Consider the following 25,825-nt stretch of genomic DNA (forward strand, 5'->3'; position numbering starts at 1 on the left):
TTCACCGTGTCGTGCGCCGCCAGGGACTCGAACCCCGGACCCGCTGATTAAGAGTCAGCTGCTCTAACCAACTGAGCTAGCGGCGCCTGCTGACGTCGTAGACATTAGCACCCTGATCGGCGGGAGGAAAAATCGAAATCCGCACGGCCGCGCGGGCCGCCCGTACGGCCGCCCACAGCAGCACCTCCGGGCCCGGCAGCCAGGGGTGACGGGTGTCCGGGGCGACGAGCCAGCGGGAGCCGGAACGGGAGGTGGGCGCGGGGACGGTCACCGCGTCGCCGGAGCCGTGGCACAGCAGGGGCGGGACACCGTCGGTCCGCGTGCCGTGGGCACCCCACTCCTCCCACTCCATGAGGGCCGGGAGCCGCTGTGCCGTACCCGGCGCGGCGAACAGCAGCATCCGCCCCCGGAACTCCGCGACCGGCCCCGACCCCGGACCCTCGGCCCACATCCGGTCCAGCATCCGCCGCCCGAAGATCGCGGGCACGCTCACCACGTCGAAGACCACACCGCAGGGCAGCACGGCCGGCGCCTCCGGCCGCTCCCCCCAGTGCGAGAGCGTGCTGCGCGGATACGCACCCGCCGAGGCGAGCCAGGCGGCACCGTCGGGGGTGACGCCACTGACGTCGGAGACATTCCGTGTGCTGCTCATGACGGACAGGTCTACCGTGAGTGAGGGAACGCTTCCGCAGGGTTGCGGGAATCGGGGACGCGGGGTCGGGGGAGGGGGTATCTTGCCCACCCGGCATATGCGCATGCGCGTCTGTGCGGGTGGTACGGGCCGTACGCGCTGTACGGGCCCGTACGAGCCGTACACGCTATACGGGATCGGCGTACCCGGAGCCGCCGTTGCCGCCCTCGCCACCCCGCATCAGGTCCCGGCCGAACTCGACCATCTTCTTCGCGTAGTCCTCGGTCCACTCGGCCCGCTCGGCGATGTCCGCCGGCGTCAGCCGGTCGAAGCGGCGGGGGTCGGAGAGCTGGGCCGCCGCCACCGCCTGGAACTCCGTCGCCCGGTCGGCGGCGGCACGGAACGCGAGCGTCAGCTCGGTCGCCCGCTCCAGCAGCGCACGGGGATCCTCGATCGACTCCAGGTCGAAGAAGTGCTCGGGATCCGAGGCCGCCTCCGCGGGCTCGAACAGCAGGGGCGCGGGGCGTAGCCGCGGCTGCTCCCGGCGCGGCGTGTGCTCCGCCATGACACTTCTCCTTCGTACGTCGCGGTCGACCCCCCCGGCAGGCGGGCCACCGTCCATTGTCCCGCGCCCCGCAAGAGGGCTTGAGGGCTACGCCCCCGGGCACCGCGTGAATGGCTTCCCAGTCGTCCGGGCCGTATGCATGGATCGCTATTCCTTGCCGGGGACCTCAAGGGTGCCGAGGTGGGTGATGAACGCGGTGAACGTGCGAAACGGTTCCCGCATCTTCCGGACCGTCGGGTCACGCGGGTGTTCGGCTTTGTCCGCCCTCGATCGGCTGCCGCACCGTGTGGGTTGTCCCTATCCTGGCGTCATGAGCACCTTGCGCGAAGAGCTGCACGAGCTGATCGACCGGCTGCCGGAGTCGCAGGTCGCACCGATACTGGCTCTTGTGCGGGAGAGCACTCCGGCCGAGGAGGGCGGGGAGGAATGGCCGCTGCCCGACTTCGTCGGCGCGCTGTCGAGCGGCAAGGGTGATCTGGGTGCCCGTTCCGGTGAGATCCTCCGCGCGGAGATGGGGCGCGAAGCCGAGTGATCATCTGGTATACCGGGGGCGCTGGTCGCCGCCGCTGATGCCGACGACCAGGACCACGCCCGCTGCGTCGAGCTGATGCGACGCACCCCCCGTCCGCTGCTGGTGCCCTATCCGGTGCTCACCGAGGTCTGCTACCTCTTGGAGCGTGAGCACGGCACTCGTGCGGAAGCCGCCTTTCTGCGGTCCATCCGTACCGGACAGATCAGCTTGATCCCCCTGGCGGCCCAGGACATCGACCGCATGGTCGAGTTGGTGGAGAAGTACGCCGACTTCCCCCTTGGCGCGGTCGACGCCTCCGTCTTCGCCGTCGCCGAACGACTCGGCGCGGATGCCATCGCCACCCTCGATCGCCGCCACTTCAGCGTCGTCCGCCCCATGGCCCCCTTCTCCTTCACCCTGCTGCCGTAGCCGTGATCGGCCGAAACCGCACAGGTCGGGGCCCGATGCGTCGCGTCGACGATCGCCCGCTCTGCGGCTGGATCCGTCGACAACGTCACTCGACGCCGGGGACCTCAAGGATTCCGAGGTGCGCGGTGAACGCGATGAACGCGGAGGCCGGGAAGGTGAGCACGGCCCGCTCCGGGGCCTTGGAGTCGCGGACGGCTATGCGGGGGTGGCGGTGGGCGATCTCTATGCAGGCGTTGCCTTCGCCGCCACCCGAGTAGGACGACTTCTTCCAGTCGAACGCCGTACGTCACACCAAGGGCCCCGCCGCCCTGCGCGTCCACTGGTCGGGTACGGGCGTCCTGCGGATCGGCGCCTGGGACGCCGACCCCCTCCCGCCGGAACCGCCGCAGCCGCTCGACCGGGCCGTGGACCGGGAGGACGGGCGAGGGCTGGCACTGGTCAGGGCCTGCGCCGACGTGTGGGGGTAGCAACCGCTGGCCCGGGAGGGTGACCAGGGCAAGTACATCTGGTGCGAGCTGGGGGCGACGCCGGTGCCCGCGAGACGCACGGCGTGAAGGTGCGACCACCGGGCCGGACCCGGAGCGGTTCAACGCTGCCGGCCAATCCGCCGTCCGGCCGCCAGGCGCCCGCCCCGACGCCATGATTGGAGCTTTTCTCCAAGCGCGACACCGTATAGGGAGCGTCATGTCGGGAGGAATGCTCCAATCACCGGACGGCGACGGGAGCCGCCAACAACATCCGACGTGGCCGGGGCTTCCTTGTTGCTTCGGTGGTGACACCGGTGAATGCTCTGAGCAGGGCGCGGCGCGAGAAATCGGTGTTCATGAGATCACTCCAGAAGTTTTTCCGACTCGCTCGCGCAGGTATACGGAGGTGCCGACCGAGACGAGGGCGGCACCCGCCAGCAGGCATACGAACACGGTGACCGACATCGAGACGTACTCCACGGTTGACCCGTCGGAGTACACGCAGGCGTTTCGAAGGGGCCAGTACTGTTGCCTGATGGCCGCCAGGTCGGCACCGGCGCCGTTCCGGCTCGTGCACAGTTCGGGGAAAGGCCCGCCCGTGGTGACGGAGAACCAGCCGTAGCAGTACACCGCCACCGCCGAGGAAGCCAGGACCAGGGCGACAAGCGCGTAGACCCTGGGCACGGGCAGCGGCGGGTGGCTCAGCAGGATGAGGACCACCACGACGCCCACCGCCGCGGTGACCAGACTCGTGACCAGCAACGTGCCCATCAGAAACATGTGAGACCTGACGCCGACGTCTCTGGGGTGGGCGGGCGCACGCCGTCGACCTCGCCGATCAGCACGGTGTGCGTGCGGGGTAGAGGGCTTGCGGTTCCGATGCCGTTCGAGGGCGGGAGTTCGGCCGCCTGTGCTTTCGGGGCGCCGAAGTGGATCGCGACGGGATCGGTGACCGCGAACGCACGGTTGCTGAAAGAGCCTGGTCTTCCCACGTAGCCCCGTGATTGACTGGGCGATATGAAATTTGCCGATGTGATTCGGAGTGTTTTCCGGCGCGAAGGGTGGGCTTTCGTGTTCGGTTTGTTTTCCGGTGCGGCGCTACTGACGGCAGTGGGGGGCATTGTCCTTCCCTCGGGGTCTGAAGTTTTTACACTCGCCATAACCATTCCTGTTCTGGCGATTATCGTCCAACGTGGATTCAATCGATGAAAAGGGGCTGGCTTGACGTTGGTTCTCATGGGTAACCCCTGGGGCGATCTCCCTTAGCGGCGGAAAAGATACCCGGAAAGTCCGAATGGGGCTGGTATGGCGGATGAGGGGTGGAATATGGATCGACTGCGGAAGCGGTTGGTCGGACCTGTAATAGTGCTGGCGATTCTCACGGCGGTCGTCGCTTTTGTCGCTCATGCGATAGGGGGTTGGGTTCAATCCGTGGGGCCGCTGGTTGTGCTGGGAGTGGGGATGCTCTGGGGGCGGGTGCTGAGGGAGAGGCGGCTACGCGAAGACCGGGAGGGAGGGTGAGTGAATGAGAAAGGCTCCCTCGCGCGATCGGTGTCAGGTGCTTGGTGGCGGAACCGTCAACCGTCGACCGCGAGACCAGCACTCGCGGATCATCGTGAACTTCTCCTCGAAGTCGGTATCCCATGGACTGCTGCTGAAGACGCCCGGAACGGTGAGTGACCGTCCATGGACCCGGACAGCACGCACGTCCCACCACTCGCCACTCCGGGTTTGGTGGCGTCGCTTCTCGATCCGGGCGATCTCGTCCCACCGGATCGTTCTGTGACCGGCGAAGGTACGGAACTCCATCCCTTGGGGCGTGAGGAGTGTCCGCCCGTGTCCACGGTTGACCATATAGAGGAACGCGATCAGCCAGAACACGACGACGCCGCCAACCCACCACCATCGGTCCGTGGCCTGTGCGGACAGTGCCGTTGCCGCCGCTGCACCGACGCGGACGAGCGTCAGGAAACCGGTCCACCACCAGTTCCTACGCCGGGCGTGAGTATCGAGACCGATCCATATGTCGGGCACAGCCGCGATGCTACAGACCCCAGCTGAGTCAGAGTCAGGTCCGCCACCTCACCCGGTGCTCCGCCAGGTGCGCCAGCACCGCGTGGTTCGCCTCCCAGCCGTCCGGGAACTTCACCAGCGTGCCCAACTGGACCGGCTCCGTGGACGGGTAGTCGTCCAGGAGGTCGGTGACCCCCTCGCGGCAGACCACGATGCAGGCGTGGCGGTGGCGGGAGGCGAGGACGCACAGGCGGCCCGTCTCCAGGTGGAAGGCGGTGGCGTCGGGGCGGCCGGACAGGGGGTGGAGGACGACCGTGACGTCGTACTCGCGGCCCTGGAGGCGGTTCGCGGTGTCCACGGTGACGTCCGGCACGCCCAGTTCCGTGAGTGCCGACCGGATCGCTGCCGCCTGGTCGCGGTGGGCGGTGCCCACCGCGATGCGGTCGGTGGTCAGGGGAGTGGGGTCCGGGGAGCGTTCGGAGGTCGCCGCTCCGCCTCGGTCCAGGAGGCGGCGGACCACCAGCGCGACCGCGCGGATCGCCTCCGGGTCCGTGCGTGGGGTGTGGCGGCCGGGGAGTTCCAGGAGGCCCCAGCCGGACTCCGCCGCCTCGTCGATCACCCGGTCCGGGGCCGAACCGTCCGGCGGGACGGAGAAGGTGAGCCCGCGGTCGCCGTGGTCCGTGCCGCTGCGGAACGGGGTGTACGGGTAGAACGCGTCGGAGACCAGGGGGGCCGCCGATGCCGGGAGCCGCCAGGAGACCGGCAGGCGGTGCTGCGGCAGTTCAGGGTTGTGGGCGAGGAGGGTGGTCACGGCGGACGCCGACGGGTCGTACGACAGGCCCGCCCACTGCTCGCCGCCCACGATGGAGAACGGGTCCAACTGGCCCGGATCGCCGACGAACAGCGCCCGCTCGAACAGTCCCGCCACCGCGAGCAGCGCGTCCGAGCGCATCTGGTACGCCTCGTCGACGATCGCGTGCTCCCACGGCTCGACGCCCTTGACGTGCGCCCACTTCGCCGCCGTGGAGATCACCACGTCCAGGCCGGCGAGATCGGCCGCCTTCGCCGACTTGCGGACGTTGTCCAGCGCGTCGAGTGCCTTGTCGTAGGGGTCCGTGTCGCTGCTGTGCAGTCGGCCCACCGGCAGGTCCGGGTTCTTCTCGGCGAGACGGAGGACCAGGTCGTCGACCTGCGCGTTGGTCTGCGCCACGACCATCAGGGGGCGGCCCGCCTCCGCCAGTTCCAGCGCCGCGCGCACCACCAGCGTGGACTTGCCGGCGCCGGGCGGGGAGTCGACGACGACACCGCGCGCGGTGCCGCGCAGCGTGTCGCGGAGGATCGCGTCGGTGGCGCGGCCGGCCGCCGCGCCGGGGTCGAACACGGCCTGCCGGGCAGGGGCGGTCACAGCACGTCCTCCTCGGTCACCGGGTCGGCGGGCTCCGGTACGGCCGCCTCCTCACCGGGTGGTCCGCCATGGGTCCACGGCGTCTCCTCCGGGTCGGGCAACTTCGCCCCGCCGCGCGGTTCGTGCTCGAACAGCGTGAAGCACACGCGGTCGCCCTTCTCCGGGACCGAGCCCTCCTCCGGCTCCTTGCCCCGGCCCATCTTGTCCATGACGCGGAGGACGAGGAGACCGCCCTCCGGTCCGTCCTCGTAGCCGACGAACTCCGCCGTCTGCGGTTTCCCGCCCAGCGAGCGGTACGTCCGCACCCGCTCCCCGAGCTGCGGGCGGTCGTCCGTGCGGACGGTGACCAGCGGGCGCGGGCTCGGGCGCTTGCTCTCGCTGTACGCCATCACCACGTCGACCACCTCGCCCGCGAACGCCTCCCCGGACAGCCGCCGGGCCGCCATCGCCAGCGGGTCGTCGAGCGCCTCCTGCGCCTCCAGCCGGGCCTGCTCCCGCTCGCGCGTGGCGAGCTTGTTCGCCGCGGTGACCGCGTCGTCGCGGCGCGGCTGCGGCGGCTCACCGGCCGCCACCCGGTCCCGGTGGCCGGTGAACGACCAGCGGTCGCGCGTCCAGCGTTCCTCGACGCGCGCGCCCTCCGGGAGCTCCGCCAGCAGGTCGAGGCCCCGCCACACCGCGTCCCACGTGGGGCGCGTACGGCTCTCCACCAGCGCGCGGATCTCCCGCTCGGCCCCGGTCAGCGCGCCGAGGCGGTCGTCGGCCTCCAGGCCGTCCTCCGCCGCCGCGAGCGCCGTACGGGCACGGTCGTAGCGCTCGATGGCCGGGGCGAGCAGCTTGTTGTCGAACGCCGGGTCGGTCGCCGGGCCCGCGGGCGGGCACAGCAGTTGGCCGGCCGCGTCCCGCGCGAGTTCCGCCTCCTGCGCGGCCTCCGCCCCCGAGCGTCCCTCGGGCGGGTCGATCCAGGCGAGCAGCGCCCCCAGGTGCTGGTCCTCCAGGGAGGACTGCCCGGTCGCCCAGTGCCGGGCCAGTACGTCGCTCATGGCCAGCAGCAGCGAGGAGCCGGGCACCCGGGCCCGCTCCCCGAAGTGCGTCAGCCACCGCCCGAGCAGCGGCACCCGGGGCGGCGCCGGGAACGGGGCCTCCGGGTCCTGCTCCGCCGTGCGCCGGAACCGCATGGACCGGCCGAGGAGCCGCACGAGGTCGATGCCGGCCCGGGACGGCACGATCAGCTGGGGCGCGTCCGCGCACAGCTCCACCTCGACCTTGACCCGCTTGCCGGTCTCCGGGTCGGTCTCGGAGCGCTCGGCGGCCTCCACGACGTCCGCGAAACCGTCGACGTACGGCAGCACCACGTCGGCCAGTTCGGCCAGGAACGCGAAGCGGAGGTCACGGTCGCGTGGCTGCGGCACCACCAGCAGCCGCGGCGCGTCCCGGTCGGTGCCCACCAGCGCGCCGAGCGGGGCGCCCGCCTCACCGGCGGTGATGAGCGGTACGAGGACCAGGGGCCGCTCGGAGAGGTGCCGGTGCCGGACGGTGGCGGCGGGCTGGGCGCGGCCGGTGCTGACGGCCTCCAGACGGGCGAGGGTGGCGATCAGGGACAAGGAGCCACCTCCAGGAGGGCTGCCGCCTCCAGCGCCTCCGCGCGCAGGGCCGCCGCCCTGCGTAGTGCCGCCACCGCCGGGTCGTCGGGGTCACCGGCCTCTCCGCGGGCCGCCGCCAGCACGTCCCCGACCGTCGTCAGACCGCCCAGCTCCGCCCGTACCGGACGGCCCAGGCGCGTCACCGCGTCCTCCGCGCGGGAACGGTCCCGGCAGTGGAAGGCCAGCTCGCACGCGGACAGGCACTCCGGCGCGTAGGTCGCCGGGACCGCCTCCACGGCCTGCGTCAGTCGCTCGGCCGGCAGCTCCGGAGAGAAACACGTGCCCTCGGGGAGCGTGTCGGCGATCTCCTCGATCCTGGTCAGCCGGTCCAGTTGACGGGCGGTCACCGCCCGCTGCTTGCGCACGTCCACGGCGGACGCGGTGGGCAGGTTGGAGAAGTCCTTCGGGCACACCAGCAGGATCCGGTGGCGTACGCGCGGGGCCGGATCCAGTCGCGCGGCCACCTGCTCCAGGGCCAGCACGTACACCGCCGCCTGGCGCGCCGCCGCGCCGACCTTCGCCGGGTCCGCGGCGCCGTCCAGCATCGGGAAGGACTTGATCTCCACGACCGTCCAGCTGCCGTCCGGGTGCACCACCACCGCGTCCGGCTCCAGGAAGGCGGGGGAGCCCGCGACCTCGAGCGCGAGCATCGGGTGGTCGAGCAGCGTCCACGCGCCGGGCGCCCCGGTGGCCTCGCGCAGCGCCAGCTCCGTACGGGCCGTGCGGCCCTGCGGGCCCTGGGCGGTCAGATCGGGCACGCGCGCGTCGACGGGCGGTTCGGCCGCGCGGTCCAGCTTCTCGTGGGCGAGGCGCAGCAGTTCCGTACCGCCGTCCGCCTTGACCTTCGCCTCGAACGCGTTGCCCCGTACGAACGCGAACTGGGACTGGCCGAAGACCGACGGCGAGCCCAACGCGTCGGCCAGCACCGCCTTGTTCACCCCGGCGCCGTCGAGGATCGCGCGCCGTCTGCAGCCCGGGTTGGCGGCGAGGGCGGCCAGGGCGCGCGCGTCCAGCGCCTTGGCCGGGACCTCCGGGCCGCGCAGCTCAGCGAGCCGTCGCCGGAGCGCCTTCTCCCGCGTCCGAGGGGGAGGCACCCGGTTCGGTCCCTGTTCCGTACCGTGGCTCGGGGTGCCGCTGCCGTGGAAATCGCTCACCCGCGGAAGTCTGGCATCCGGCACTGACATTCGGGGAACCCGCGGCGGAGGAGTCCGCCGGGACCGCCGCGGCGCGGGGCAGGAAGCGGGCCCTCGCCCGGTCCGCGTACCGCGTCACGACCGGGGCCAGCAGCAGGCCGGCGCCCATGACGGCGGCGCCCGCCGCCGCGTCGAGGAAGTAGTGGTTCGCGGTGCCCATCACCACGATCGTGGTCACCAGCGGGTAGACGACGGCGGCCGTCCTCGTCAGGCGCGTGCGCCCGTACCGCCAGAGGATCACTCCGCACCACAGCGCCCAGCCCACGTGCAGGCTCGGCATCGCCGCGTACTGGTTCGTCATCCCGCCGAGCCCGCGCGGGGCGCTCGCCTCGCCGCCCCACCAGCCGTACGAGCTGTAGTGCGCCATCGTGTCGACGAAGCCGTGGCTCGCGTCGAGCAGCCGGGGCGGGCAGGTGGGCAGCAGGGTGAAGCCGATCAGGCCGATGAAGGTGGACGTCATCAGCCAGGTGCGGGCGGCGCGGTAGCGCACCGCGTGGGAGCGGAACAGCCAGATCAGGATCGCCGGGGTCACCAGGTAGTGCAGCGACGCGTACCAGAAGTCGGCGGGTATGCCGAGCCACGGCTCACGGGTGAAGAGACGGTTCAGCGGGTGCTCGGCGTTGAGGTACAGCGCCTTCTCGACGCGCAGGATCGCCAGGCCGTGGTCGACGGCGTCGGAGACGTCGCCGCGGACGACCAGCCGGCCCGCCGAGTAGCAGGCGTACACCAGGAGGATGAGCGGCAGCTCCGTCCACCAGCGCAGCCGGGTCGCCGGGGCGGCCTCGGTGCCCGGTGTCTCGGTGTGCGGCATCCGATCGCTCCCCCTTTGTTCTCGCGCGGTGCTCCGTTCAGCGGCCAGCCACTCTACGGTGTGCGCGCGTCCCCCGTGACATGCCCTCGGCTCTGAGAGACGCGTGGATCGCCCCCCGGGTTGCCCGCGACCAGGGTGCGCGATGATGGGGGAGTTCCGCCTGCGAATTTTCACCCGGAAGGTCTCCCATGGCACCGCGCATCCTGCTGGCCCGGCACGGACAGACCGAGTGGTCGCTGTCCGGCAAGCACACCGGCAGGACCGATGTGCCGCTCCTGGAGGAGGGCCGGCGGGGTGCCAAGCTGCTCGGCGAGCGGCTGCACCGGGCGCCGTACGGGGGGCTGCCCGGTGTCGAGGTGCGTACCAGTCCGCTGGTTCGTGCGCGGGAGACGTGTGAGCTGGCCGGGTTCGGTGACCGCGCGGAGAACTGGGACGCGCTCATGGAGTGGGACTACGGGGCGTACGAGGGGATGACGCCGGCGGAGATACAGGCGGTGCGGCCCGGGTGGCTGATCTGGCGGGACGGGGTCCCGGAGGGGGAGACCCTGGCCGAGGTGACGGCGCGTGCGGACGAGGTGGTGGCCTGGGCCCGGTCCGCCGACCGCGACGTGCTGGTCTTCGCGCACGGGCACATGCTTCGTTCCATCGGTGCGCGTTGGCTTGATCTGCCGATCGGTTTCGCGGCCCGTATCCGGCTGAATCCGACCTCCCTGTCGGTGCTGGGGTGGGCGTACGGCGAGCCGGCGGTGGAGTCCTGGAACGAGACGGGGCATCTGGCGGCTGCGTGACGCCTGGCGCCTGGTTCCTGGGTGCGTGGCCCGGTGCTCGTGGGGTGCCCCGCGTGGGGGCTGGGCGGGGGTGGGTCGCGCTGCCCGGCGCTTGCGGGGTGCCGCTGCGCCCACCCGTGCCGCCCCAGCGGCACGATTGCCCGCAGTTGGCGGGGCGTGGGTGGTGTCTCAGCGGCACGGTCGCCCGCAGTGACGCGCCGGTGGTCACATCGCGCGGGGGAGTGAGTCGTGGCGGTCCAGGAAGGCTGAGACGCCTGATGCCCGGCGGTGGGGGAGCAGTACGCGGGATGTGCCGGCCAGCATGGTGCGGACCCGGGACGACTGGACCTCGGTCAGTAGGTCCAGTACCTGCATTCCGGCCTCCGCCGCCTCGTCCGGGCGGCCCCCGCGGGCCAGGTCGTCCGCCAGCTCCGCCGTGTACAACGCGATGTTCCGCGTGAAGTGCGGGTCCTGGAGCTCCGCCGCCCGCCGTGCGTGCCGGGCCGCGCGCGGCCAGTCGCCCAGCGTCGACCAGCACTGCGCCTCCAGGCCCTCCAGTTCGGCCTCCCCGTAGAAGCTCATCCACTCCGGGTCCGCCTCCGACGGCCCGCGCTCGAAGTACGCCCCCGCCCGGACCAGCGCCTGCTCGCAGCCCGTGCGGTCGGCGAGCCCCGCCCAGCCGCCCGCCTCCCGCAGCGCCAGCAGCGACATCAGCCGCGGGGAGCCGAGCGGGCGCGCGGCCCGCTGCGCGGCCTGCGCCGCCCGTACCGCCTCCCGGGGCCGGCCCGCGTCCCGCGCGAGGAACGCCGTGTTGCAGAAGGCGTGCGCCTCCACACCCGGGTCCCCGGTCACCCGCGCGGTCGCCAGCGCCTCCGCGTAGTGCGAGCGCGCGTCGTCGAAGCGGCCCGAGTCGTGCGCCAGCCAGCCCACCGAGATGGCCAGCTCCCCGGCGCCCGAGTACAGCCGGTCCGCCGTCCGCTGCCGGGTCGTCCCCGCGTCCAGCAGTGCGTAGGCGGCGCGCAAGGGGGCCGCCGCGCGGCGGTACAGCCCGTCCGCCCCGTGCCGGTCGTCCAGCAGCCGGATGCGGCGGACGGCCTCCTCCAGGGTGCCCGCGTCGCTCGCCCCCGCGCGGCGGACGGCGCGCTGTGCCGCCGAGGCGTCGGAGGCGAACCCGTACGGGCTCAGCGAGGTGGCGGCCATCGTGGCGCCCCCGCCGGTCATGAATGCGCGACGCAGCACGTCGCTCTCCTCGTGGTCGTGCGTGTCGTACGTGTCGTACCGGTCCTGCGTCTCATACGGCTCGTACGCCCCGCTGTTCTCAGTCGTGGCGTTCGCCGGGTTCTCGGTGTGGGCCGGGGACGTGTCCCCGGCGGTCCGCGCTCCGCGCCCGCGCACCGACGAGCGGGGCGCGAAGCCCAGGTCGGTCAGCGTGCGGCCGGGGAACATGTGCAGGAACACCCGTTCGTAGGCGTAGTTGGGGCAGCGGATCTCGCCCGCCTCCACCCGGTGCACGTACCGCGCGTCACAGCTGACCCGCTCGCCGATCTCGCGGGCGGCCCGCCGGACCACCGCGGCGAACTCGGCCGGCGAGCGCGGTCCGCGCAGTTGCCGGAAGGCGAGGTTCGGCCGCGGGGGCCGATGGGGCTGGGACGAGGGCACCGTTGACGACGCCATGGCCGGGTCCTCTCTGCGAACCGTCGAACCATGCCGGAATCGGGGCGGTTTGTGCGTGTGCTGCCCTGTTTCCGGCGGGCTAGAACGTACCTGTTGTGACGGAGTCACTACGCGGAGTTTGGCAACAATCCGGATATGTCATCCGTGATCTGCCATGAACTGCCATCCTTTGCGGCGGACTTTTGTCGTAGCCGTTGACGTCGCGGCTCGTTGGGCCCTGTGTACCGGGGGCCCTATGTGTGCGGTGGAGGCCGGGATGACGACCAGTCGGAGCAAGGATTCTTTAGAGCTGCCGGAGCTGCCGGAGCTGCCGGAGCTGCCGGAGCTGACAGGGCTGGCGGAGCTGCCTGGGCTGCCGAGTGTGGACTGTGACGTGGTCACGGTTCCGGCGCGGCAGGGGCTGGAGGCGGTCGACATCCTGCGGCGGGGGGTGGGGGACGCGGTGGGGCCGGTGCTGCATGACGGCGGGTGCGACACGTTGGGGTTTCTGGTGCCTCCGGGGACGGCTGCGGACTGGGACGTGCCGGGGAGTGTCTGTACGGAGACGGACGGCTGCGGGCTGAGGCTGGCGCCGGTGGCTTCGGGGGAGGGGGCGGACTGGTTGCTGCCGCCGGGGGAGGTGGAGCCGGCGACGGATCCCGCGGCGTTGCGGGAGGCGCTGGACGAGGCCCAGCGGATGATCGAGGCTGCGGATGGGTGTGCGTGAGGTTCGGGTCCGGGGAGGGTTTTCGCCCCCGCCGCCCTTACCCTCCCCCATCACCCCGGGGGCGCTGCCCCCGGACCCCCGCTCCTCAAACGCCGGAGGGGCTGGGTGTAACGCCGGAGGGGCTGGAAGTGGCCCCGGCAGGGCTGGAAGTGGCCCCGGTGGAACTGGAAGTGACGCGGAGGGGCTGGGTGTAACGCCGACAGGGCTGGAGGCGGTCCCGGCAGGGCTGGAGGCGGCCCCGGTGGGGCTGGAAGTGACGCGGCAGGGGCTGCTGACGGGGCCTGGGACAATGGGGGAATGGGCAGGGCCAGGAACAGTGGGCGTGGACAAGCAGCCGTCGAGGGTGTCGTCGAGCAGGTCGACGGTGGGGTCGCCCGGCTTGTTCCCGACCGGGAGCGGGTGCGGGGGTGGACGCTGTTGATCGACGGGGCGCCGCAGTCGCATGTCGATCTCGACGATCCGGCGTATCTGTCCTTCGAGTACCAGCGCCGGTTCGGCCATGTCGTCGATCTCGCCGCCCCGCCCGGCAAACCCCTGCAGGCCGTGCATCTCGGTGGTGGCGCCTTCACCCTCGCCCGGTACGTCGCCGCCACCCGGCCCCGTTCCACCCAGCAGGTCGTCGAACGGGACGCGGCGCTGGTGCGACTGGTCCGGCGGGAGCTGCCGTTGGACCCGAAGGCCCGCATCCGGGTGCGTTCGGTGGACGCCCGTGAAGGGCTCGCCAAGGTGCCGGACGGCTGGGCCGGGCTCGTCGTCGCCGATGTCTTCAGCGGGGCCCGCACCCCCGCCCACCTCACCTCGACCGAGTTCCTCGACGACGTCCGCAGGGCCCTCGCCCCCGGCGGGGTCTACGCCGCCAACCTCGCCGACGGGCCGCCCCTCGCGCATCTGCGCGGACAGATCGCCACCGCCGCCGCCCGGTTCGCCGAACTCGCGCTGATCGCCGACCCCGCGGTGCTGCGCGGCAAACGCTTCGGCAACGCCGTCCTGGTCGCCTCCGACGCGCCCCTGCCGATCGCCGAGCTGACCCGCCGGGCCGCCTCCGACCCGCACCCGGGCCGCGTCCAGCACGGCAGGGACCTCATCGACTTCACCGGCGGGGCCACCCCCGTGACGGACCGGGCGGCGGTCGCCTCACCGGCGCCACCCGCGTCCGTGTTCGGGTGACCGGGCCGGTCGGCGCGTACGGGCCCCGGGGGCGGTCGTGTCATCGGTGCCGCGCGCGCCTGCGGTCCGGTGACGGAGCAGGTGCGTACGGAGCAGGTGCGTACGGAGCAGATGCGTACGGGGAAGGGAACACCCCTTCGCGTCACCCGTGACGGAACCCCTCAGTACGTACCGATCTCCACTCGCGGCGGACCGTCGTGCCAGGTGCAGAAGACCGACACCCGGTCCGCGCCCGAGGTGAACTCCACCCGGATCCACGACTCCGTCTTCCACACCTGCATCGACCAGCCGGCCCCCGGTGTCGCCGACACCAGCGACGCGGAGGTCTCGCCGAGGTCGAACACCGCCCGGCCGCCCTTGGTGTCGTAACCCTTCACCTGACCGGAGGCGGCCGGAGCGGAGGGGGAGGGGGAGGACGGGGGCGTGGTGGTCCGGGACGGCTTCGGATCCGGTTCGGGGGACGACGCCTCGTCGGGCTTCGCCGACGGCTTCCGCGTCTCCCCGGGCTTCTCCGAACGCCGCTCCGCCTCCGACGGCCGCTGCGTCGAGGACGACGCCGCCCGCGACTTCTCTTCGGCCGCCGTGACGGGCAGGGCACGGGGCGGATCGTAGGCGGTGCCCTCCATCACCGTGCTGACACCCCACCACGACAGCGTGACCGCCGCGCCCGTGGCGAGCAGCCAGGCCAGTACGTGTACGAATCCTCTGCGCATCGTCGGGCCATACTGCCCCATCCGTCTCGGGAGTGTCGCGCCGGCGGAGGTGTCCGGAGTTGTCCACAGGCCCGCACCCGGCCCGCCCGGCATGGCGTACGGTGCGGCGCATGGCAAGTGTTCTCGTGGTCGAGGACGACCAGTTCGTCCGCTCGGCGCTCATCCGGCAGCTCACCGACGCCTCGCACACCGTGCGCAGCGTGGGCACGGCGCTGGAGGCGCTGCGCGAGGTCGCCCACCACCGTTTCGACGTGGTCGTGCTGGACCTCGGACTGCCCGATCTCGACGGCTCCGAGGCCCTCAAGATGCTGCGCGGCATCACCGACGTACCGGTGATCATCGCGACCGCCCGGGACGACGAGACCGAGATCGTACGGCTGCTCAACGCCGGCGCGGACGACTATCTGACCAAGCCCTTCTCGGTGGAGCACCTCTCGGCCCGGATGGCGGCCGTGCTGCGCCGGGCCCGGGCCGGCGGCGGGGAGGCGGCGCCCTCCCCGGTCATCCGGGTCGGCGGCCTGACCGTCGACCCGCTGCGCCGCCAGGCCGAACTGGACGGCGTACGGCTCGATCTGACCCGGCGTGAGTTCGACCTGCTCGCCTTCCTCGCCGGACGGCCCGGCGTGGTCGTCCCCCGCAAGGAGCTGCTCGCCGAGGTGTGGCAGCAGTCCTACGGCGACGACCAGACCATCGACGTCCATCTGTCCTGGCTGCGCCGGAAGCTGGGGGAGACCGCCGCCCGTCCCCGCTATCTGCACACCCTGCGGGGCGTCGGCGTGAAGCTGGAGCCCCCGGCCGCGCAGGCGCCGCACGCGCCGCGCACGCCCGGGGTGGAGCCGCCGCGATGAGATGGGCCCTGGTGAAGGTGTCGCTGGCGGTGACCGCGATGGTCGTGGTCGCCTTCGCGGTGCCGCTCGGTCTGGTCATCCGGGAGATGGCCCGCGACCGCGCCTTCTCCAACGCCGAGCGGGAGGCGGCGGCCGTCGCCCCCGCGCTGTCCATCACCACCGACCGCGACCAGCTCGAACGCGTCGTCGCCTCCGTCGGCTCGGACGCCGCGATGGCCGTGCACATCCCGGCCGGCGACGGCAGCGAGGCCCTCGACATAGGGGAGCGGCGGGCCGCCGAGGAGGACGTCGCGGCCGTGCGGGAACTGGGGCGTGTCTCCACCTCCACCGTGTCCGGCGGTTCGGCCCTGCTCCAGCCGGTCGCGCTGAGCAGCGGCGAGATCGCCGTCGTCGAGGTGTTCGTCCCCGAGGCCGAGGTCACCAACGGTGTCGGCACGGCCTGGGCGGTGCTCGCCGGGGTCGGGGTCGCGCTGATCCTCGGCTCGGTCGCGGTCGCCGACCGGCTGGGCGTACGGATGGTGCGGCCCGCGCAGCGGCTGGTCGAGGGGGCGCACGAACTGGGCGAGGGGAAGCTGGGGGCCCGGGTGCCCGAGGACGGGCCGACCGAACTGCTTCTGGCGGCCGTGGCGTTCAACTCCATGGCCGACCAGGTCGTCCAACTGCTCGCCAACGAGCGGGAGCTGGCCGCCGACCTGTCCCACCGGCTGCGTACGCCGCTGACCGTGCTGCGGCTCAACGCCGCCTCCCTCGGCGACGGTCCGGCCGCCGAGCAGACCCGGGCGGCGGTCGAGCAGCTGGAGCGGGAGGTGGACACCATCATCCGCACCGCCCGTGACGCCAAGCCGCAGACGGCCGCCGCCGGACCCGGTGCCGGGTGCGACGCGGCCGAAGTGGTGCGGGAGCGGATGGCGTTCTGGTCGGCGCTCGCCGAGGACGAGGGCCGTAAATGGCGGGTGGCCGGCGCCGACCGGCCGGTGCGGATACCCGTGGCCCGCACCGATCTGGCCGCCTCCCTCGACGCGCTGCTCGGCAACGTCTTCCGGCACACCGCCGAGGGCACCGCGTTCGCGGTCGACGTGCACAACGGCGAGGACGCGGTGATCGTGCTGGTCTCCGACGCGGGCCCCGGCATACCCGACCCCGAGGCGGCGATGGCCCGCGGCCGGGGCTCCGGCAGCGACGGTTCGACCGGGCTCGGCCTGGACATCGTGCGCCGGCTCGCGGAGTCGACCGGCGGGGACGTACGGATCGGTTCGTCCGTGCTCGGCGGGACCGAGGTGCGGATCTGGATCCAGCTCGACGGGCGCGAGCGGGAACCCCGGCGGCGCGGACACCGGGGGACCGTGCGCCGCCGTCGCGGACCGGGCCGGCTGGTCGCCTCCTTTAACCGGCCCCGATCCCTTCCTTAAGCGCACCCTAAGATCCCCAACGGCCTCCCGGATCAGGAACTTTGTCCGAATCCGGCTCGCTAGCGTGCTGCCGCACACCCCCGGACGGCAACGAAGGCAGGCACGCGATGAGCACGCACCGGCGCAGGATCAGCGGCAGGAACAAGGCGATCGGCGCGGTGACCGCCGCGGCCGTGGCCGGCGGCGGCGCGTTCCTGTTCACCAGCACCGCCCAGGCGGCCGGTGTCGGCGCGGCGTACACCAGGACCAGCGAGTGGTCGACCGGGTACACCGCCCAGTACGTGGTGACCAACAACAGCGGCGAGCGGAACCAGGACTGGAAGCTGGAGTTCGACCTGCCCGCCGGCACCGAGCTCGGCTCGCTGTGGAACGCCGAGGCCGGTGTGAGCGGCCGGCACGTCACCGTGCGGTCCGCCAAGTGGGACACCGACGGCCTGGCCGCGGGCGAGTCCGTCACCGTCGGTTTCGTCGCCAAGGGCACCGGCGACCCGGCCGGCTGCCTGGTCGACGGCGCCCGGTGCGGCACGGACAGCGCCCCCGCGCCCGAACCCAGCGGCCGTCCCACCGACGCCCCCACCCCCACCACCCAGCCGACCCCCACCGAGGAGCCGACCGCCGGGCCCACCGAGAGCACCGGCACCGGCAACGGCACCGACGCCGGGTTCGCGCCCTACGTCGACACCTCCCTCTTCCCCGCCTTCGACCTGGTCGCGAGCGCCGAGGCGACCGGCGTGAAGAACTACAACCTCGCCTTCATCACCGACGGCGGCGGCTGCACCCCCAAGTGGGGCGGTGTCAGCGACCTCGGCGGCAACGCCGTGGCCGGACAGATCGGCGCGCTGCGCGCCGAGGGCGGCGACGTCCGGGTCTCCTTCGGCGGCGCGGCCGGCTCCGAACTCGGCACCACCTGCGCCTCGGCGGACGCGCTGGCCGCCGCCTACACCAAGGTCGTCGACACCTACCGGCTCACCAAGGTCGACTTCGACGTCGAGGGCGGCGCCCTGCCCGACACGGCGGCCAACACCCGCCGTGCCCAGGCGATCGCCAAGCTCCAGAAGGCCAACCCCGGCCTGGACGTCTCCTTCACTCTCCCGGTGATGCCGGAGGGCCTCACCCAGGACGGCGTGAACCTGCTCGCCGACGCCAGGAAGAACGGCGTACGGATCGACGCCGTCAACATCATGGCGATGGACTACGGACCGGCGTACAGCGGCGACATGGGCACCTACGCCGAGCAGGCCGCCACCGCCACCCAGGCCCAGATCAAGGGCGTCCTCGGGCTGAGTGACGCCGACGCCTGGAAGACCGTCGCCGTCACCCCCATGATCGGCGTCAACGACGTCGTCACCGAGGTCTTCAAGGTCGACGACGCCACCCAGCTGGTGGACTTCGCCGAGTCCAAGGGCCTCGGCTGGCTGTCGATGTGGTCCGGCGCCCGTGACCAGCAGTGCGCCGGCGGCACCAAGCCGTCCGCCGACCCCACCTGCAGCTCGATCCTCCAGGACGAGTTCGCCTTCTCGAAGGCGTTCGCGGCCTACGAGTAAGCAGCGCACGGCGGAAAGAAACGGGGCGCGGCACCCCCCCTGGGATGCCGCGCCCCGCCCCCCGTTCTCCGCTCCCCCGTCTCCCGGAACCGGGAGCCGGTCAGATGCCCTCCGGCTCCGGAAGCGCTCCGTCCTTCGCGGCCCGCGCGTACCACAGGGCGCTGGACTTCGGGGTCCGCTGCTGGGTCACGTAGTCGACGTACACCGCGCCGAAGCGCTTGTCGTAGCCGTACGCCCACTCGAAGTTGTCCATCAGGGACCACAGGTAGTAGCCGCGCACGTCCGCGCCGTCGGCGATGGCCCGGCGCACCGCCGAGAGGTGGCCGTGCAGGTAGGCGACGCGGTCCGGGTCGTGCACCCTGCCGTCGGCGTCCGGCTTGTCGTCGAAGGCCGCGCCGTTCTCGGTGATGTAGATCGGCAGGCCGGGCGCCTCACGGTTGTAGCGCATGATCAGCTCGTGCAGGCCCGTCGGGTCGACGGACCAGCCCATCTCGGTCTGCTCGCCCGGCGACTGGTGGAAGGCGACGTCGTCCGTGGCGGGCCACGGCGAGTGCTCGCTCGCCCCGTGGCCGTCGGCCCGCGGGCCCTTGGCGTCCGGGTCCGCCGCCGAGACCAGGGTGGGCGTGTAGTAGTTGAGGCCGAGCGCGTCCAGCGGCTGGTGGATCAGGTCCAGGTCGCCGTCCTGGATGCACGACCAGTCGGTGATCGACGAGGTCGCCTCCAGCAGCGTCTCCGGGTAGGCGCCGTGCAGGATCGGGCCGTGGAAGATGCCGCCGGACAGGTCGTCGATCTTGCGCGCCGCCGCCACGTCCGCCGGGTCGCTCGGCGAGAGCGGCCGGACCACCGAGGTGTTGAGGCTGAGCGCGACGGAGTTGCGGGCCGGCATCACCGAACGCAGCGCCTTGGTGCCCAGGCCGTGCGCCAGGTTCAGGTGGTGGGCGGCCTTCAGCGCGGCCGCCGGGTCGGTGCGGCCGGGGGCGTGCACACCGGAGGCGTAGCCCAGGAAGGCGCTGCACCAGGGCTCGTTGAGCGTGATCCAGTTCTCCACGCGGTCGCCGAGCGCCTCGCCCACGATCTGCGCGTACTCGGCGAAGCGGTAGGCGGTGTCGCGCTCCGGCCAGCCGCCCGCGTCCTCCAGCTCCTGCGGCAGGTCCCAGTGGTAGAGGGTGACGGCCGGCTTGATGTCCTTCGCCAGCAGCTCGTCGACCAGCTTGCGGTAGAAGTCCAGACCGCGCTGCACGGCGGGGCCGCGGCCGGTCGGCTGCACCCGCGACCAGGAGACGGAGAAGCGGTAGGCGTTCAGGTTGAGGTCCGCCATCATCGCCACGTCGTCGCGGTAGCGGTGGTAGTGGTCGTTGGCGATGTCACCGGTCTCGCCGCCGGCCGTCTTGCCCGGCGTGTGGCTGAAGGTGTCCCAGATGGAAGGCGTGCGCCCGTCCTCCCGCACCGCCCCCTCGATCTGGTACGCGGAGGTCGCGGCGCCCCAGAGGAAGGCGGGAGGAAAGGTCACCGGGGTCGCCGGCGTTGCGGAGTCAGACATGGAAGCGCTCCCATAGGAGGTCGTGGAAGACCGACGAGTACGAAAAGGAGGGGGGAGGGGCCGAGGCGGCGGTGACCCGGCCCCCAGGGGTACGAACGTGAAGCGGGCGTCAGCCCTTGACGGCGCCCTGCATGATGCCGCCCACGATCTGCTTGCCGAAGATCGTGAAGACCAGCAGCAGGGGCAGCGTACCCAGCAGCGCACCCGCCATGATCAGGGACTGGTCCGGGGTGTACCCGCGGCCGAGGCCCGCGACCGCCACCTGCACGGTCGGGCTGCCGGTCTGGGTCAGCACCAGGAACGGCCACAGGAAGTCGTTCCAGGTCTGCACGAACATCAGCATGCCGAGCACGGCCATCGCCGGCCGCGCGGCCGGGAACACCACGTGCCATATCACGCGCCAGCTGCTCGCGCCGTCCACCCGGGCGGCCTCGATGACCTCGTCCGGCAGCGCCTGGAGCAGGTACTGCCGCATGAAGAACACGCCGAACGCGCTCACCAGCGACGGGAAGATGACCGCCTGGAGCTGGTCGGACCAGTCGAGCTTGGCGACCATCATGTACAGCGGGATGATGCTGAGCTGCGGCGGCACCATCATCGTGCCGATCACGATCAGCATCAGCGCGTTGCGGCCCTTGAAGCGCAGCTTGGCGAAGGCGAACCCGGCGATCGTCGACAGCACGACGATGGTCACCGCCGAGATGCCCGCCACGATCGTGGTGTTGAGGAAGGCCTCACCGAGGTTGGCGTCCTGCCAGGCGATCTCCAGGTTCTTGAACAGGTTGGAACCGAACCAGAGCGGGGGCGGGTTCTCCGCCAGCCGCTGGTTGTCCCGGGAGGCGGCGATCGCGGTCCACACCAGCGGGAACAGCGACACGATCGTGAACACGATCAGGATCGCGTACGCGATCGGACCGCCGTGCAGCGTTCCGCCGGCCCGCGCCGACTTCGGCAGGCGCGGACGCTTGGACTCCTTGGCGGGCGTGGTCTCGGGGGGCGTCACAGTCGTCGTCACGGCCACACCTCCTTAACTGCTGGCGCGCAGCCGGCGCGAGATGAGCTGGTTGATGATGCCGACGACGATCAGGATCGCGAACATCGTCCAGGCGATCGCCGAGGCACGGCCCAGGTGCTGGTTCACCCAGCCCTGCTCGTACAGGTACAGGCCGAGCGTCTGGAACTGGTGCTCCGCGCCGCCGGACGCGCCCTTGTTGGCGTCGAACAGCAGCGGCTCGCCGAAGACCTGGCTGGCGCCGATGGTGGAGACCACCACCGTGAACAGGATCGTCGGACGCAGCGAGGGCAGCGTCACGTGGAGGAACTGCTTCCAGCGGCTGGCGCCGTCCAGCGCCGCCGACTCGTACAGGTCCTGCGGGATGGCCTGCATCGCGGCCAGGTAGATCAGCGCGTTGTAGCCGGTCCAGCGCCAGATGATGATCGCCGACACGGCGAACTGCGAGGGCCACTTGTCGCCCTGCCAGTCGACCGGGTCGATCCCGACGAGGTCGAGACCCCAGTTGATCATGCCGTAGTCGTAGCCGAAGAGCAGCACGAACACCAGGGAGGCGGAGGCGATCGAGGTGGCGTACGGCGCGAGCATCGCGACCCGGTAGAAGGTCGAGGCGCGCAGCTTGTAGTTGAGGATGTGGGCGATGCCCATCGCGATCAGCAGCTGCGGAACGGTCGCGATGATGCCGATGGTCAGGGTGTTCTGCGCGGCGTTCCAGAAGAACTCGTCGTCGAAGATCCGGGTGTAGTTCTTCAGCCCGACCCAGCTCATGTCGGTCGGGGCGGTCAGCTCCACCTGGTGCAGCGAGGCCCAGCCCGTGTAGATCAGCGGGAACAGGCCGAAGGCGATGAAGAGCAGGAAGAACGGCGAGACGAACGCGTACGGGCTCCAGCGCATGTCGCGCTGCCAGCGCCGGGACAGCTTGGCCCGGCGTCGCTGGTCCTTGTCCGTGGGCACGGAGCCCTTGGGCGGACGGCCCGGGGCCGCGCCCCCCTTGACGGGGAGCGCGGCGGTGTCGTGGCGGGTGGCCATCTCGGTCACTTGTCCAGGTTGTTGTCGATGGTCTTGGTGGCCGTCTCCCAGGCCTCCTTGGCGGACTTGCCCTTGGTCACCAGGATGACGCCGTTGTCCGTCAGGCCCTGCTGGATGATCTGGTCCTTCGGGCCGATGACCTGGACCGGGATCTGCTTGGCGGCCTCGGAGAAGATCTCACCGATCGGGGCGTCACCGGTCATCTCGTTCTTCGCGCCGGTCACCTCGGGGCTGTCGTACGCGCCCGGGGTGCTCGGGAAGCTGCCCTGCACCTTGAACAGCTTCGCCTGCTGCTCGGGCGCGGTCAGCCAGGTCACCAGCTTCTGCGCCTCCTCGACGTTCTTGCCGTTCTTCGGCACGCCCAGGAAGGCGCCGCCCCAGTTGCCGGACTTCGGCGCGACGGCGACGTCCCACTTGCCGGCGGCCTCCGGCTTCGACTTGCCCTTGATGTAGCCGAGCATCCACGGCGGGCAGGCGACGGTGGCGAACTTGCTGTTGGCGATGGTCGTGTCCCAGGCGGGCTGGAACTGCGTCTGCGACTGGACCAGGCCCTTCTCGGCGGCCTCGGCGGTCAGGTCGAAGGCGTCCTTGACGGCCGGGTTGGTCTTGTAGATGACCTCGCCGGAGGCGTCGTAGAACTTCTCCTCCTCACTGCTGAGGACGGCGTTGAGCATGCCGCCGGGGGAGTCCATGAAGAAGGTGTCCTTGCCGGCCTTCTTCTTGTACTTCTCACCGGTCTCGATGAACTTGTTCCAGTCGCCGGCCCACAGCTTGCCGACCTCCTCGCGGTCGGTCGGCAGGCCGGCCTTCTCGAAGAGGTCCTTGCGGTAACAGATGGCCATCGGGCCGACGTCGGTGCCGAGACCGACGGTCTGGCCGTCCTTGCTGGTGGCCTGCTCCCACTTCCAGGGCAGCCAGTTGGCCTTGTCGACGCCCTCGGCCTTGGACATGTCCGCGAACTTGTCCGCCTGGGTGCCGACGATCTCGGCGATGTTGGCGATCTCGATGGCCTGGACGTCCATCAGACCGCTGTTGGTGGTGAGGTGGTTGAGCAGCGCGGGGTAGTAGTTCTCGTTCCGCTCGACGACCGTCTGCTCGATCTTGACGTCCGGGTTCAGCTTCTCGTACTCGGCGTAGAGACCGGCCTCCTCGTAGCCGAAGGTGCCGAACAGACCCATCGTGATCTTGGTCTTGCCCTCGCTGTCGGACGAGGATCCGTCGCCGTCGCCACCGCCGTCGTCGGCACAGCCGGCCAGCAGCCCGGTGCCCAGCGACACCACGGCCGCTATGGCCAGCGCCTTACGGGCGATGGGCTTCCCCCCGCCCGACCGCTGACGGGAGAGGGGGAGGGTACGTGCTCGCATTGCGTCCTCCTGTTGCCCTGACGTACCGACCCCCCGGCCAACGGCTTTGTTGGTCCCGTATCTTGCGCGTTGCGGCTCGGGCGGGGAACGTGCGGGTTGTGTATGTGTCAGGTACCGTGGGAGCGCTCCCACAAGTGATGTGTTGAAGAGTCGCGGGTCCGGGCGGGGGTGTCAAGGGAACAGACGAGGCAAAGTGCCTTCAGTTATCTGCCTGTTAACTTGACGTCGAAGATCCGCCCACGGAAGCCCGTGGTCCGCACGCCGCCCTCCCGGCGGCGGCCACCGTCACTGGCGGGGCTGTTACATTCCAGGCCAGCGTGACATACGACGGAAGGCGGGGCCGATGGCAAGCCACGGAGCGCGGGGCCGGAGCGGCGGCCGGCCCACCCTCGAAGAGGTGGCCGCGCGCGCCGGCGTCGGCCGCGGCACGGTCTCCCGGGTGATCAACGGTTCGCCCCGGGTGAGCGACGCCACCCGCGCCGCCGTGGAGGCCGCGGTCGCCGAGCTCGGTTACGTCCCGAACACGGCGGCCCGCGCCCTGGCCGCCAACCGCACCGACGCCATCGCCCTCGTCGTGCCCGAGCCGGAGACCCGGTTCTTCGCCGAGCCGTACTTCTCCGACATGCTCCGGGGCGTCGGCGCGGCGCTCTCCGACACCCAGATGCAGCTGCTGCTGATCTTCGCGGGCAGCGACCGGGAACGGCAGCGGCTCGCCGAGTACCTCGCCGCCCACCGGGTGGACGGCGTGCTGCTGGTCTCGGTGCACGCCGACGACCCGCTGCCCGACATGCTGTCCCAGCTGGAGATCCCGGCCGTGATCAGCGGCCCCCGCTCGGCCGCCGAGACGCTCGCCTCCGTGGACTCGGACAACTACGGCGGCGCCCGCCAGGCCGTCGAGCACCTCATCGGCCGGGGCCGGCGCACCATCGCCCACATCACCGGCCGCCTCGACGTGTACGGCGCCCAGCGGCGCGTCGACGGCTACCGCGACGCCCTGCGTGACGCGGGCCACGAGGTGGACGAGCTGCTGATCGAGGCCGGTGACTTCTCCGAGGACGGCGGCCGGCGCGCGATGGCGGCCCTGCTGGAGCGCCGCCCCGACCTGGACGCCGTCTTCGCCGCCTCGGACGTCACCGCGGCCGGCGCCCGGCACGCCCTGCGCGACGCGGGCCGCCGCATCCCCGACGACGTGGCCCTGGTCGGCTACGACGACTCCGCCATCGCCCGCCACATGGACCCGCCGCTGACCAGCGTGCGCCAGCCGATAGAGGAGATGGGCCGCGCGATGATCGACCTCCTCCTCGCGGAGGTCGCCGACCGCCGCCCGTCGGTGTCCCGGGAGCTGGAGCGGCGCCAGATGGTGCTGGCGACGGAGCTGGTGGGCCGCGCCTCGTCGTGACGCCTCAGTGCTCCGTGCCGGGGGCCGGGTCCTTCAGGACCGCCTCGGCGTGCAAGGTGGGGGCGGCGACGCGGTGGTGTGCCCCGCGCTCCCACCACCGGGGGTCGGTGGCCTGCTCGTATTCCCTGCGCAGTCCGACCGGGACCAGGCCCAGGCGCCGGTCCGGCAGTGGTCTGCCGTCGGCCTCGGCCCAGGCGCTGATCTCCTCGAAGTCGTTCGCCGGTGAACCGGCGACCGCGTACACGGGGAGGCGGTCGGTGAGCACGGTGCGGGGCAGGGAGAGGCCGAGACGCTTCTCGAAGACGGCCAGGCTGCGGCGGTCGCGTTCGCGGTAGTCGTGGTCGTCGTAGTCGTCGTACTCCTCTTCGGGAACGGGGTCCGTCACGCCGTCGGGGAGCAGGAGTCCCGCGGCCACCAGGTCGGGCAGGAGCAGATCGGGTTCCTCGCCCCAGCGGACGCCCTCCTCGCCCAGTCCGTGTCCGCAGACGGTGCGGCCGTCGCGCGCGTACAGGACGGTGGTGGGCGGGTGCTCCGAGTTGTAGTGGTAGTGGACGGCCTCCACGCCGTCGCGGGAGACCTCCTCCCGCCGTTCGAGGTAGCGGCCGTAGAGGACGGCGAACGCCCAGCCCTCGTGCTCGCCGACCCGTACCGCGGCGCTGCCCGGCCCGCGCTCGGGGTAGCCGTCGACGTCGAGGTCGGCCATCTCGTCGTCGGTCATCGGTCCGGCGGCCGCCCCGCGCCGCGCCCCCATGCGCACCGCCAGCTCCTCGGCGTCGATGCCACGGGCGAAGTGCACATCGAACATGTACCCGGAACTCGTCACCGCGCCGACCATCCACCGCACACCGTCGCTCACGTGCCCTCCCCTGTGACGGCGAACAGGCCCTACGCCTGTTCGCCGACGACCGTAGGTCGGCCCGCTGACATCCCGGTGACGGAAACGAGTACAGCCGGTGACCTTGGCACAAGGTCACCGGCTGTACCGATG

24 protein-coding genes, 1 tRNA gene and 3 pseudogenes are annotated in these 25,825 nt (G+C 71.7%); 10 read left to right on the forward strand and 18 right to left on the reverse strand.

Annotated features, from left to right (window positions below; genetic code table 11):
• Positions 1-12 precede the first annotated feature (12 nt).
• From ACIA6T_RS03230 to ACIA6T_RS03240, 3 genes are all read right to left on the reverse strand, one after another.
• Positions 13-86: transfer RNA gene (locus ACIA6T_RS03230), tRNA-Lys, on the reverse strand.
• A complete protein-coding gene (locus ACIA6T_RS03235; protein ID WP_399444845.1) occupies positions 77-652 on the reverse strand; it encodes a bifunctional DNA primase/polymerase in 576 nt (191 codons plus the stop codon). Before ACIA6T_RS03235 ends, ACIA6T_RS03230 begins: the two co-directional genes overlap by 10 nt.
• Before the next feature lie 166 nt (positions 653-818).
• Positions 819-1,196, reverse strand: a complete 378-nt coding sequence (locus ACIA6T_RS03240) for a hypothetical protein (protein WP_399444846.1) — start codon at positions 1,194-1,196, stop codon at positions 819-821.
• A 310-nt stretch (positions 1,197-1,506) separates the two neighbouring features.
• On the opposite strand from ACIA6T_RS03240, the gene ACIA6T_RS03245 reads away from it, so the two are divergent.
• Positions 1,507-1,728 (forward strand): hypothetical protein, encoded by a 222-nt coding sequence (locus ACIA6T_RS03245; protein WP_399444847.1) that lies wholly within the window; start codon positions 1,507-1,509, stop codon positions 1,726-1,728.
• A gap of 21 nt (positions 1,729-1,749) precedes the next feature.
• The gene (locus ACIA6T_RS03250; RefSeq protein ID WP_399445296.1) at positions 1,750-2,136 is read left to right on the forward strand and encodes a type II toxin-antitoxin system VapC family toxin; all 387 of its coding nucleotides are present in this window, start codon (positions 1,750-1,752) and stop codon (positions 2,134-2,136) included.
• 85 nt (positions 2,137-2,221) lie between these two features.
• On the opposite strand, the pseudogene ACIA6T_RS03255 reads toward ACIA6T_RS03250, so the two are convergent.
• Positions 2,222-2,410 (reverse strand): annotated as a pseudogene (locus tag ACIA6T_RS03255) (DUF397 domain-containing protein); the annotation flags it as partial.
• On the opposite strand from ACIA6T_RS03255, the pseudogene ACIA6T_RS03260 reads away from it, so the two are divergent.
• A pseudogene (locus ACIA6T_RS03260) lies at positions 2,409-2,600 on the forward strand (ATP-binding protein); the annotation flags it as partial. The pseudogenes ACIA6T_RS03255 and ACIA6T_RS03260 overlap by 2 nt on opposite strands.
• Before the next feature lie 357 nt (positions 2,601-2,957).
• Here the strand turns inward: ACIA6T_RS03260 and ACIA6T_RS03265 are convergent.
• From ACIA6T_RS03265 to ACIA6T_RS03295, 7 genes and pseudogenes are all read right to left on the reverse strand, one after another.
• Positions 2,958-3,374 (reverse strand): hypothetical protein, encoded by a 417-nt coding sequence (locus tag ACIA6T_RS03265; protein ID WP_399444848.1) that lies wholly within the window; start codon positions 3,372-3,374, stop codon positions 2,958-2,960.
• 17 nt (positions 3,375-3,391) lie between these two features.
• Positions 3,392-3,586, reverse strand: a pseudogene (locus ACIA6T_RS03270) (esterase); the annotation flags it as partial.
• Between the two features lie 571 nt (positions 3,587-4,157).
• The gene (locus ACIA6T_RS03275) at positions 4,158-4,637 is read right to left on the reverse strand and encodes a PH domain-containing protein (protein ID WP_399444849.1); all 480 of its coding nucleotides are present in this window, start codon (positions 4,635-4,637) and stop codon (positions 4,158-4,160) included.
• A gap of 34 nt (positions 4,638-4,671) precedes the next feature.
• A complete protein-coding gene (locus ACIA6T_RS03280; protein ID WP_399444850.1) occupies positions 4,672-6,021 on the reverse strand; it encodes an AAA domain-containing protein in 1,350 nt (449 codons plus the stop codon).
• Entirely contained in the window at positions 6,018-7,622 is a 1,605-nt protein-coding gene (locus ACIA6T_RS03285) for a hypothetical protein (RefSeq protein ID WP_399444851.1), read from the reverse strand. Before ACIA6T_RS03285 ends, ACIA6T_RS03280 begins: the two co-directional genes overlap by 4 nt.
• On the reverse strand, positions 7,613-8,755 hold the full coding sequence (locus tag ACIA6T_RS03290) for a hypothetical protein (RefSeq protein WP_399445297.1): 1,143 nt from the start codon (positions 8,753-8,755) through the stop codon (positions 7,613-7,615). The genes ACIA6T_RS03285 and ACIA6T_RS03290 overlap by 10 nt, the downstream gene beginning before the upstream one ends.
• A complete protein-coding gene (locus tag ACIA6T_RS03295; RefSeq protein WP_399444852.1) occupies positions 8,706-9,665 on the reverse strand; it encodes a phosphatase PAP2 family protein in 960 nt (319 codons plus the stop codon). Before ACIA6T_RS03295 ends, ACIA6T_RS03290 begins: the two co-directional genes overlap by 50 nt.
• A 188-nt stretch (positions 9,666-9,853) precedes the next feature.
• On the opposite strand from ACIA6T_RS03295, the gene ACIA6T_RS03300 reads away from it, so the two are divergent.
• A complete protein-coding gene (locus ACIA6T_RS03300; RefSeq protein ID WP_085573313.1) occupies positions 9,854-10,453 on the forward strand; it encodes a histidine phosphatase family protein in 600 nt (199 codons plus the stop codon).
• Positions 10,454-10,657: 204 nt separating this feature from the next.
• On the opposite strand, the gene ACIA6T_RS03305 is transcribed toward ACIA6T_RS03300, so the two are convergent.
• The gene (locus ACIA6T_RS03305) at positions 10,658-12,106 is read right to left on the reverse strand and encodes a hypothetical protein (RefSeq protein WP_399444853.1); all 1,449 of its coding nucleotides are present in this window, start codon (positions 12,104-12,106) and stop codon (positions 10,658-10,660) included.
• Between the two features lie 256 nt (positions 12,107-12,362).
• On the opposite strand from ACIA6T_RS03305, the gene ACIA6T_RS03310 reads away from it, so the two are divergent.
• Entirely contained in the window at positions 12,363-12,812 is a 450-nt protein-coding gene (locus tag ACIA6T_RS03310; RefSeq protein WP_399444854.1) for a hypothetical protein, read from the forward strand.
• A gap of 297 nt (positions 12,813-13,109) precedes the next feature.
• Entirely contained in the window at positions 13,110-13,979 is an 870-nt protein-coding gene (locus ACIA6T_RS03315; RefSeq protein WP_399444855.1) for a spermidine synthase, read from the forward strand.
• Between the two features lie 161 nt (positions 13,980-14,140).
• Here the strand turns inward: ACIA6T_RS03315 and ACIA6T_RS03320 are convergent, their stop codons facing one another.
• Complete coding sequence (locus ACIA6T_RS03320) at positions 14,141-14,692, reverse strand: hypothetical protein (protein ID WP_399444856.1); 552 nt, start codon at positions 14,690-14,692, stop codon at positions 14,141-14,143.
• A 110-nt stretch (positions 14,693-14,802) separates the two neighbouring features.
• Here ACIA6T_RS03320 and ACIA6T_RS03325 point away from each other — a divergent pair, with 110 nt between their 5' ends.
• The 3 genes from ACIA6T_RS03325 to ACIA6T_RS03335 all read left to right on the forward strand — a co-directional run bounded on the left by ACIA6T_RS03325 (position 14,803) and on the right by ACIA6T_RS03335 (position 18,493).
• The gene (locus ACIA6T_RS03325; RefSeq protein ID WP_399444857.1) at positions 14,803-15,540 is read left to right on the forward strand and encodes a response regulator transcription factor; all 738 of its coding nucleotides are present in this window, start codon (positions 14,803-14,805) and stop codon (positions 15,538-15,540) included.
• Positions 15,537-16,949, forward strand: a complete 1,413-nt coding sequence (locus ACIA6T_RS03330; protein ID WP_399444858.1) for a sensor histidine kinase — start codon at positions 15,537-15,539, stop codon at positions 16,947-16,949. The genes ACIA6T_RS03325 and ACIA6T_RS03330 overlap by 4 nt, the downstream gene beginning before the upstream one ends.
• 107 nt (positions 16,950-17,056) lie before the next feature.
• Positions 17,057-18,493, forward strand: coding sequence for a cellulose binding domain-containing protein (locus tag ACIA6T_RS03335; RefSeq protein ID WP_399444860.1), 1,437 nt, complete (start codon positions 17,057-17,059; stop codon positions 18,491-18,493).
• Positions 18,494-18,593: 100 nt separating this feature from the next.
• Here the strand turns inward: ACIA6T_RS03335 and ACIA6T_RS03340 are convergent, their stop codons facing one another.
• The 4 genes from ACIA6T_RS03340 to ACIA6T_RS03355 all read right to left on the reverse strand — a co-directional run bounded on the left by ACIA6T_RS03340 (position 18,594) and on the right by ACIA6T_RS03355 (position 23,438).
• A complete protein-coding gene (locus ACIA6T_RS03340; protein WP_399444861.1) occupies positions 18,594-20,033 on the reverse strand; it encodes a GH1 family beta-glucosidase in 1,440 nt (479 codons plus the stop codon).
• 109 nt (positions 20,034-20,142) lie between these two features.
• On the reverse strand, positions 20,143-21,048 hold the full coding sequence (locus tag ACIA6T_RS03345) for a carbohydrate ABC transporter permease (protein ID WP_399444862.1): 906 nt from the start codon (positions 21,046-21,048) through the stop codon (positions 20,143-20,145).
• 12 nt (positions 21,049-21,060) lie between these two features.
• Entirely contained in the window at positions 21,061-22,074 is a 1,014-nt protein-coding gene (locus tag ACIA6T_RS03350) for a carbohydrate ABC transporter permease (protein ID WP_399445298.1), read from the reverse strand.
• 5 nt (positions 22,075-22,079) lie between these two features.
• Complete coding sequence (locus ACIA6T_RS03355; protein ID WP_399444863.1) at positions 22,080-23,438, reverse strand: ABC transporter substrate-binding protein; 1,359 nt, start codon at positions 23,436-23,438, stop codon at positions 22,080-22,082.
• A gap of 343 nt (positions 23,439-23,781) precedes the next feature.
• Here ACIA6T_RS03355 and ACIA6T_RS03360 point away from each other — a divergent pair, with 343 nt between their 5' ends.
• The gene (locus tag ACIA6T_RS03360) at positions 23,782-24,837 is read left to right on the forward strand and encodes a LacI family DNA-binding transcriptional regulator (protein WP_399444864.1); all 1,056 of its coding nucleotides are present in this window, start codon (positions 23,782-23,784) and stop codon (positions 24,835-24,837) included.
• Positions 24,838-24,841: 4 nt separating this feature from the next.
• Here the strand turns inward: ACIA6T_RS03360 and ACIA6T_RS03365 are convergent, their stop codons facing one another.
• The gene (locus ACIA6T_RS03365) at positions 24,842-25,693 is read right to left on the reverse strand and encodes a DUF6461 domain-containing protein (protein ID WP_399444865.1); all 852 of its coding nucleotides are present in this window, start codon (positions 25,691-25,693) and stop codon (positions 24,842-24,844) included.
• Positions 25,694-25,825 lie beyond the last annotated feature (132 nt).

This window comes from Streptomyces sp. NPDC051740 (assembly GCF_044453165.1).
Lineage (GTDB): Bacteria > Actinomycetota > Actinomycetes > Streptomycetales > Streptomycetaceae > Streptomyces > Streptomyces atrovirens.

What these genes read in the sequence shown, in the direction of transcription:
- ACIA6T_RS03235 (WP_399444845.1), bottom strand. Translation starts at nt 652, where the DNA reads ATGAGCAGCACACGGAATGTCTCCGACGTCAGTGGCGTCACCCCCGAC.
- ACIA6T_RS03240 (WP_399444846.1), bottom strand. Translation starts at nt 1,196, where the DNA reads ATGGCGGAGCACACGCCGCGCCGGGAGCAGCCGCGGCTACGCCCCGCG.
- ACIA6T_RS03245 (WP_399444847.1), top strand. Translation starts at nt 1,507, where the DNA reads ATGAGCACCTTGCGCGAAGAGCTGCACGAGCTGATCGACCGGCTGCCG.
- ACIA6T_RS03265 (WP_399444848.1), bottom strand. Translation starts at nt 3,374, where the DNA reads ATGGGCACGTTGCTGGTCACGAGTCTGGTCACCGCGGCGGTGGGCGTC.
- ACIA6T_RS03295 (WP_399444852.1), bottom strand. Translation starts at nt 9,665, where the DNA reads ATGCCGCACACCGAGACACCGGGCACCGAGGCCGCCCCGGCGACCCGG.
- ACIA6T_RS03300 (WP_085573313.1), top strand. Translation starts at nt 9,854, where the DNA reads ATGGCACCGCGCATCCTGCTGGCCCGGCACGGACAGACCGAGTGGTCG.
- ACIA6T_RS03305 (WP_399444853.1), bottom strand. Translation starts at nt 12,106, where the DNA reads ATGGCGTCGTCAACGGTGCCCTCGTCCCAGCCCCATCGGCCCCCGCGG.
- ACIA6T_RS03310 (WP_399444854.1), top strand. Translation starts at nt 12,363, where the DNA reads ATGACGACCAGTCGGAGCAAGGATTCTTTAGAGCTGCCGGAGCTGCCG.
- ACIA6T_RS03315 (WP_399444855.1), top strand. Translation starts at nt 13,110, where the DNA reads ATGGGCAGGGCCAGGAACAGTGGGCGTGGACAAGCAGCCGTCGAGGGT.
- ACIA6T_RS03320 (WP_399444856.1), bottom strand. Translation starts at nt 14,692, where the DNA reads ATGCGCAGAGGATTCGTACACGTACTGGCCTGGCTGCTCGCCACGGGC.
- ACIA6T_RS03325 (WP_399444857.1), top strand. Translation starts at nt 14,803, where the DNA reads ATGGCAAGTGTTCTCGTGGTCGAGGACGACCAGTTCGTCCGCTCGGCG.
- ACIA6T_RS03330 (WP_399444858.1), top strand. Translation starts at nt 15,537, where the DNA reads ATGAGATGGGCCCTGGTGAAGGTGTCGCTGGCGGTGACCGCGATGGTC.
- ACIA6T_RS03335 (WP_399444860.1), top strand. Translation starts at nt 17,057, where the DNA reads ATGAGCACGCACCGGCGCAGGATCAGCGGCAGGAACAAGGCGATCGGC.
- ACIA6T_RS03340 (WP_399444861.1), bottom strand. Translation starts at nt 20,033, where the DNA reads ATGTCTGACTCCGCAACGCCGGCGACCCCGGTGACCTTTCCTCCCGCC.
- ACIA6T_RS03350 (WP_399445298.1), bottom strand. Translation starts at nt 22,074, where the DNA reads ATGGCCACCCGCCACGACACCGCCGCGCTCCCCGTCAAGGGGGGCGCG.
- ACIA6T_RS03355 (WP_399444863.1), bottom strand. Translation starts at nt 23,438, where the DNA reads ATGCGAGCACGTACCCTCCCCCTCTCCCGTCAGCGGTCGGGCGGGGGG.
- ACIA6T_RS03360 (WP_399444864.1), top strand. Translation starts at nt 23,782, where the DNA reads ATGGCAAGCCACGGAGCGCGGGGCCGGAGCGGCGGCCGGCCCACCCTC.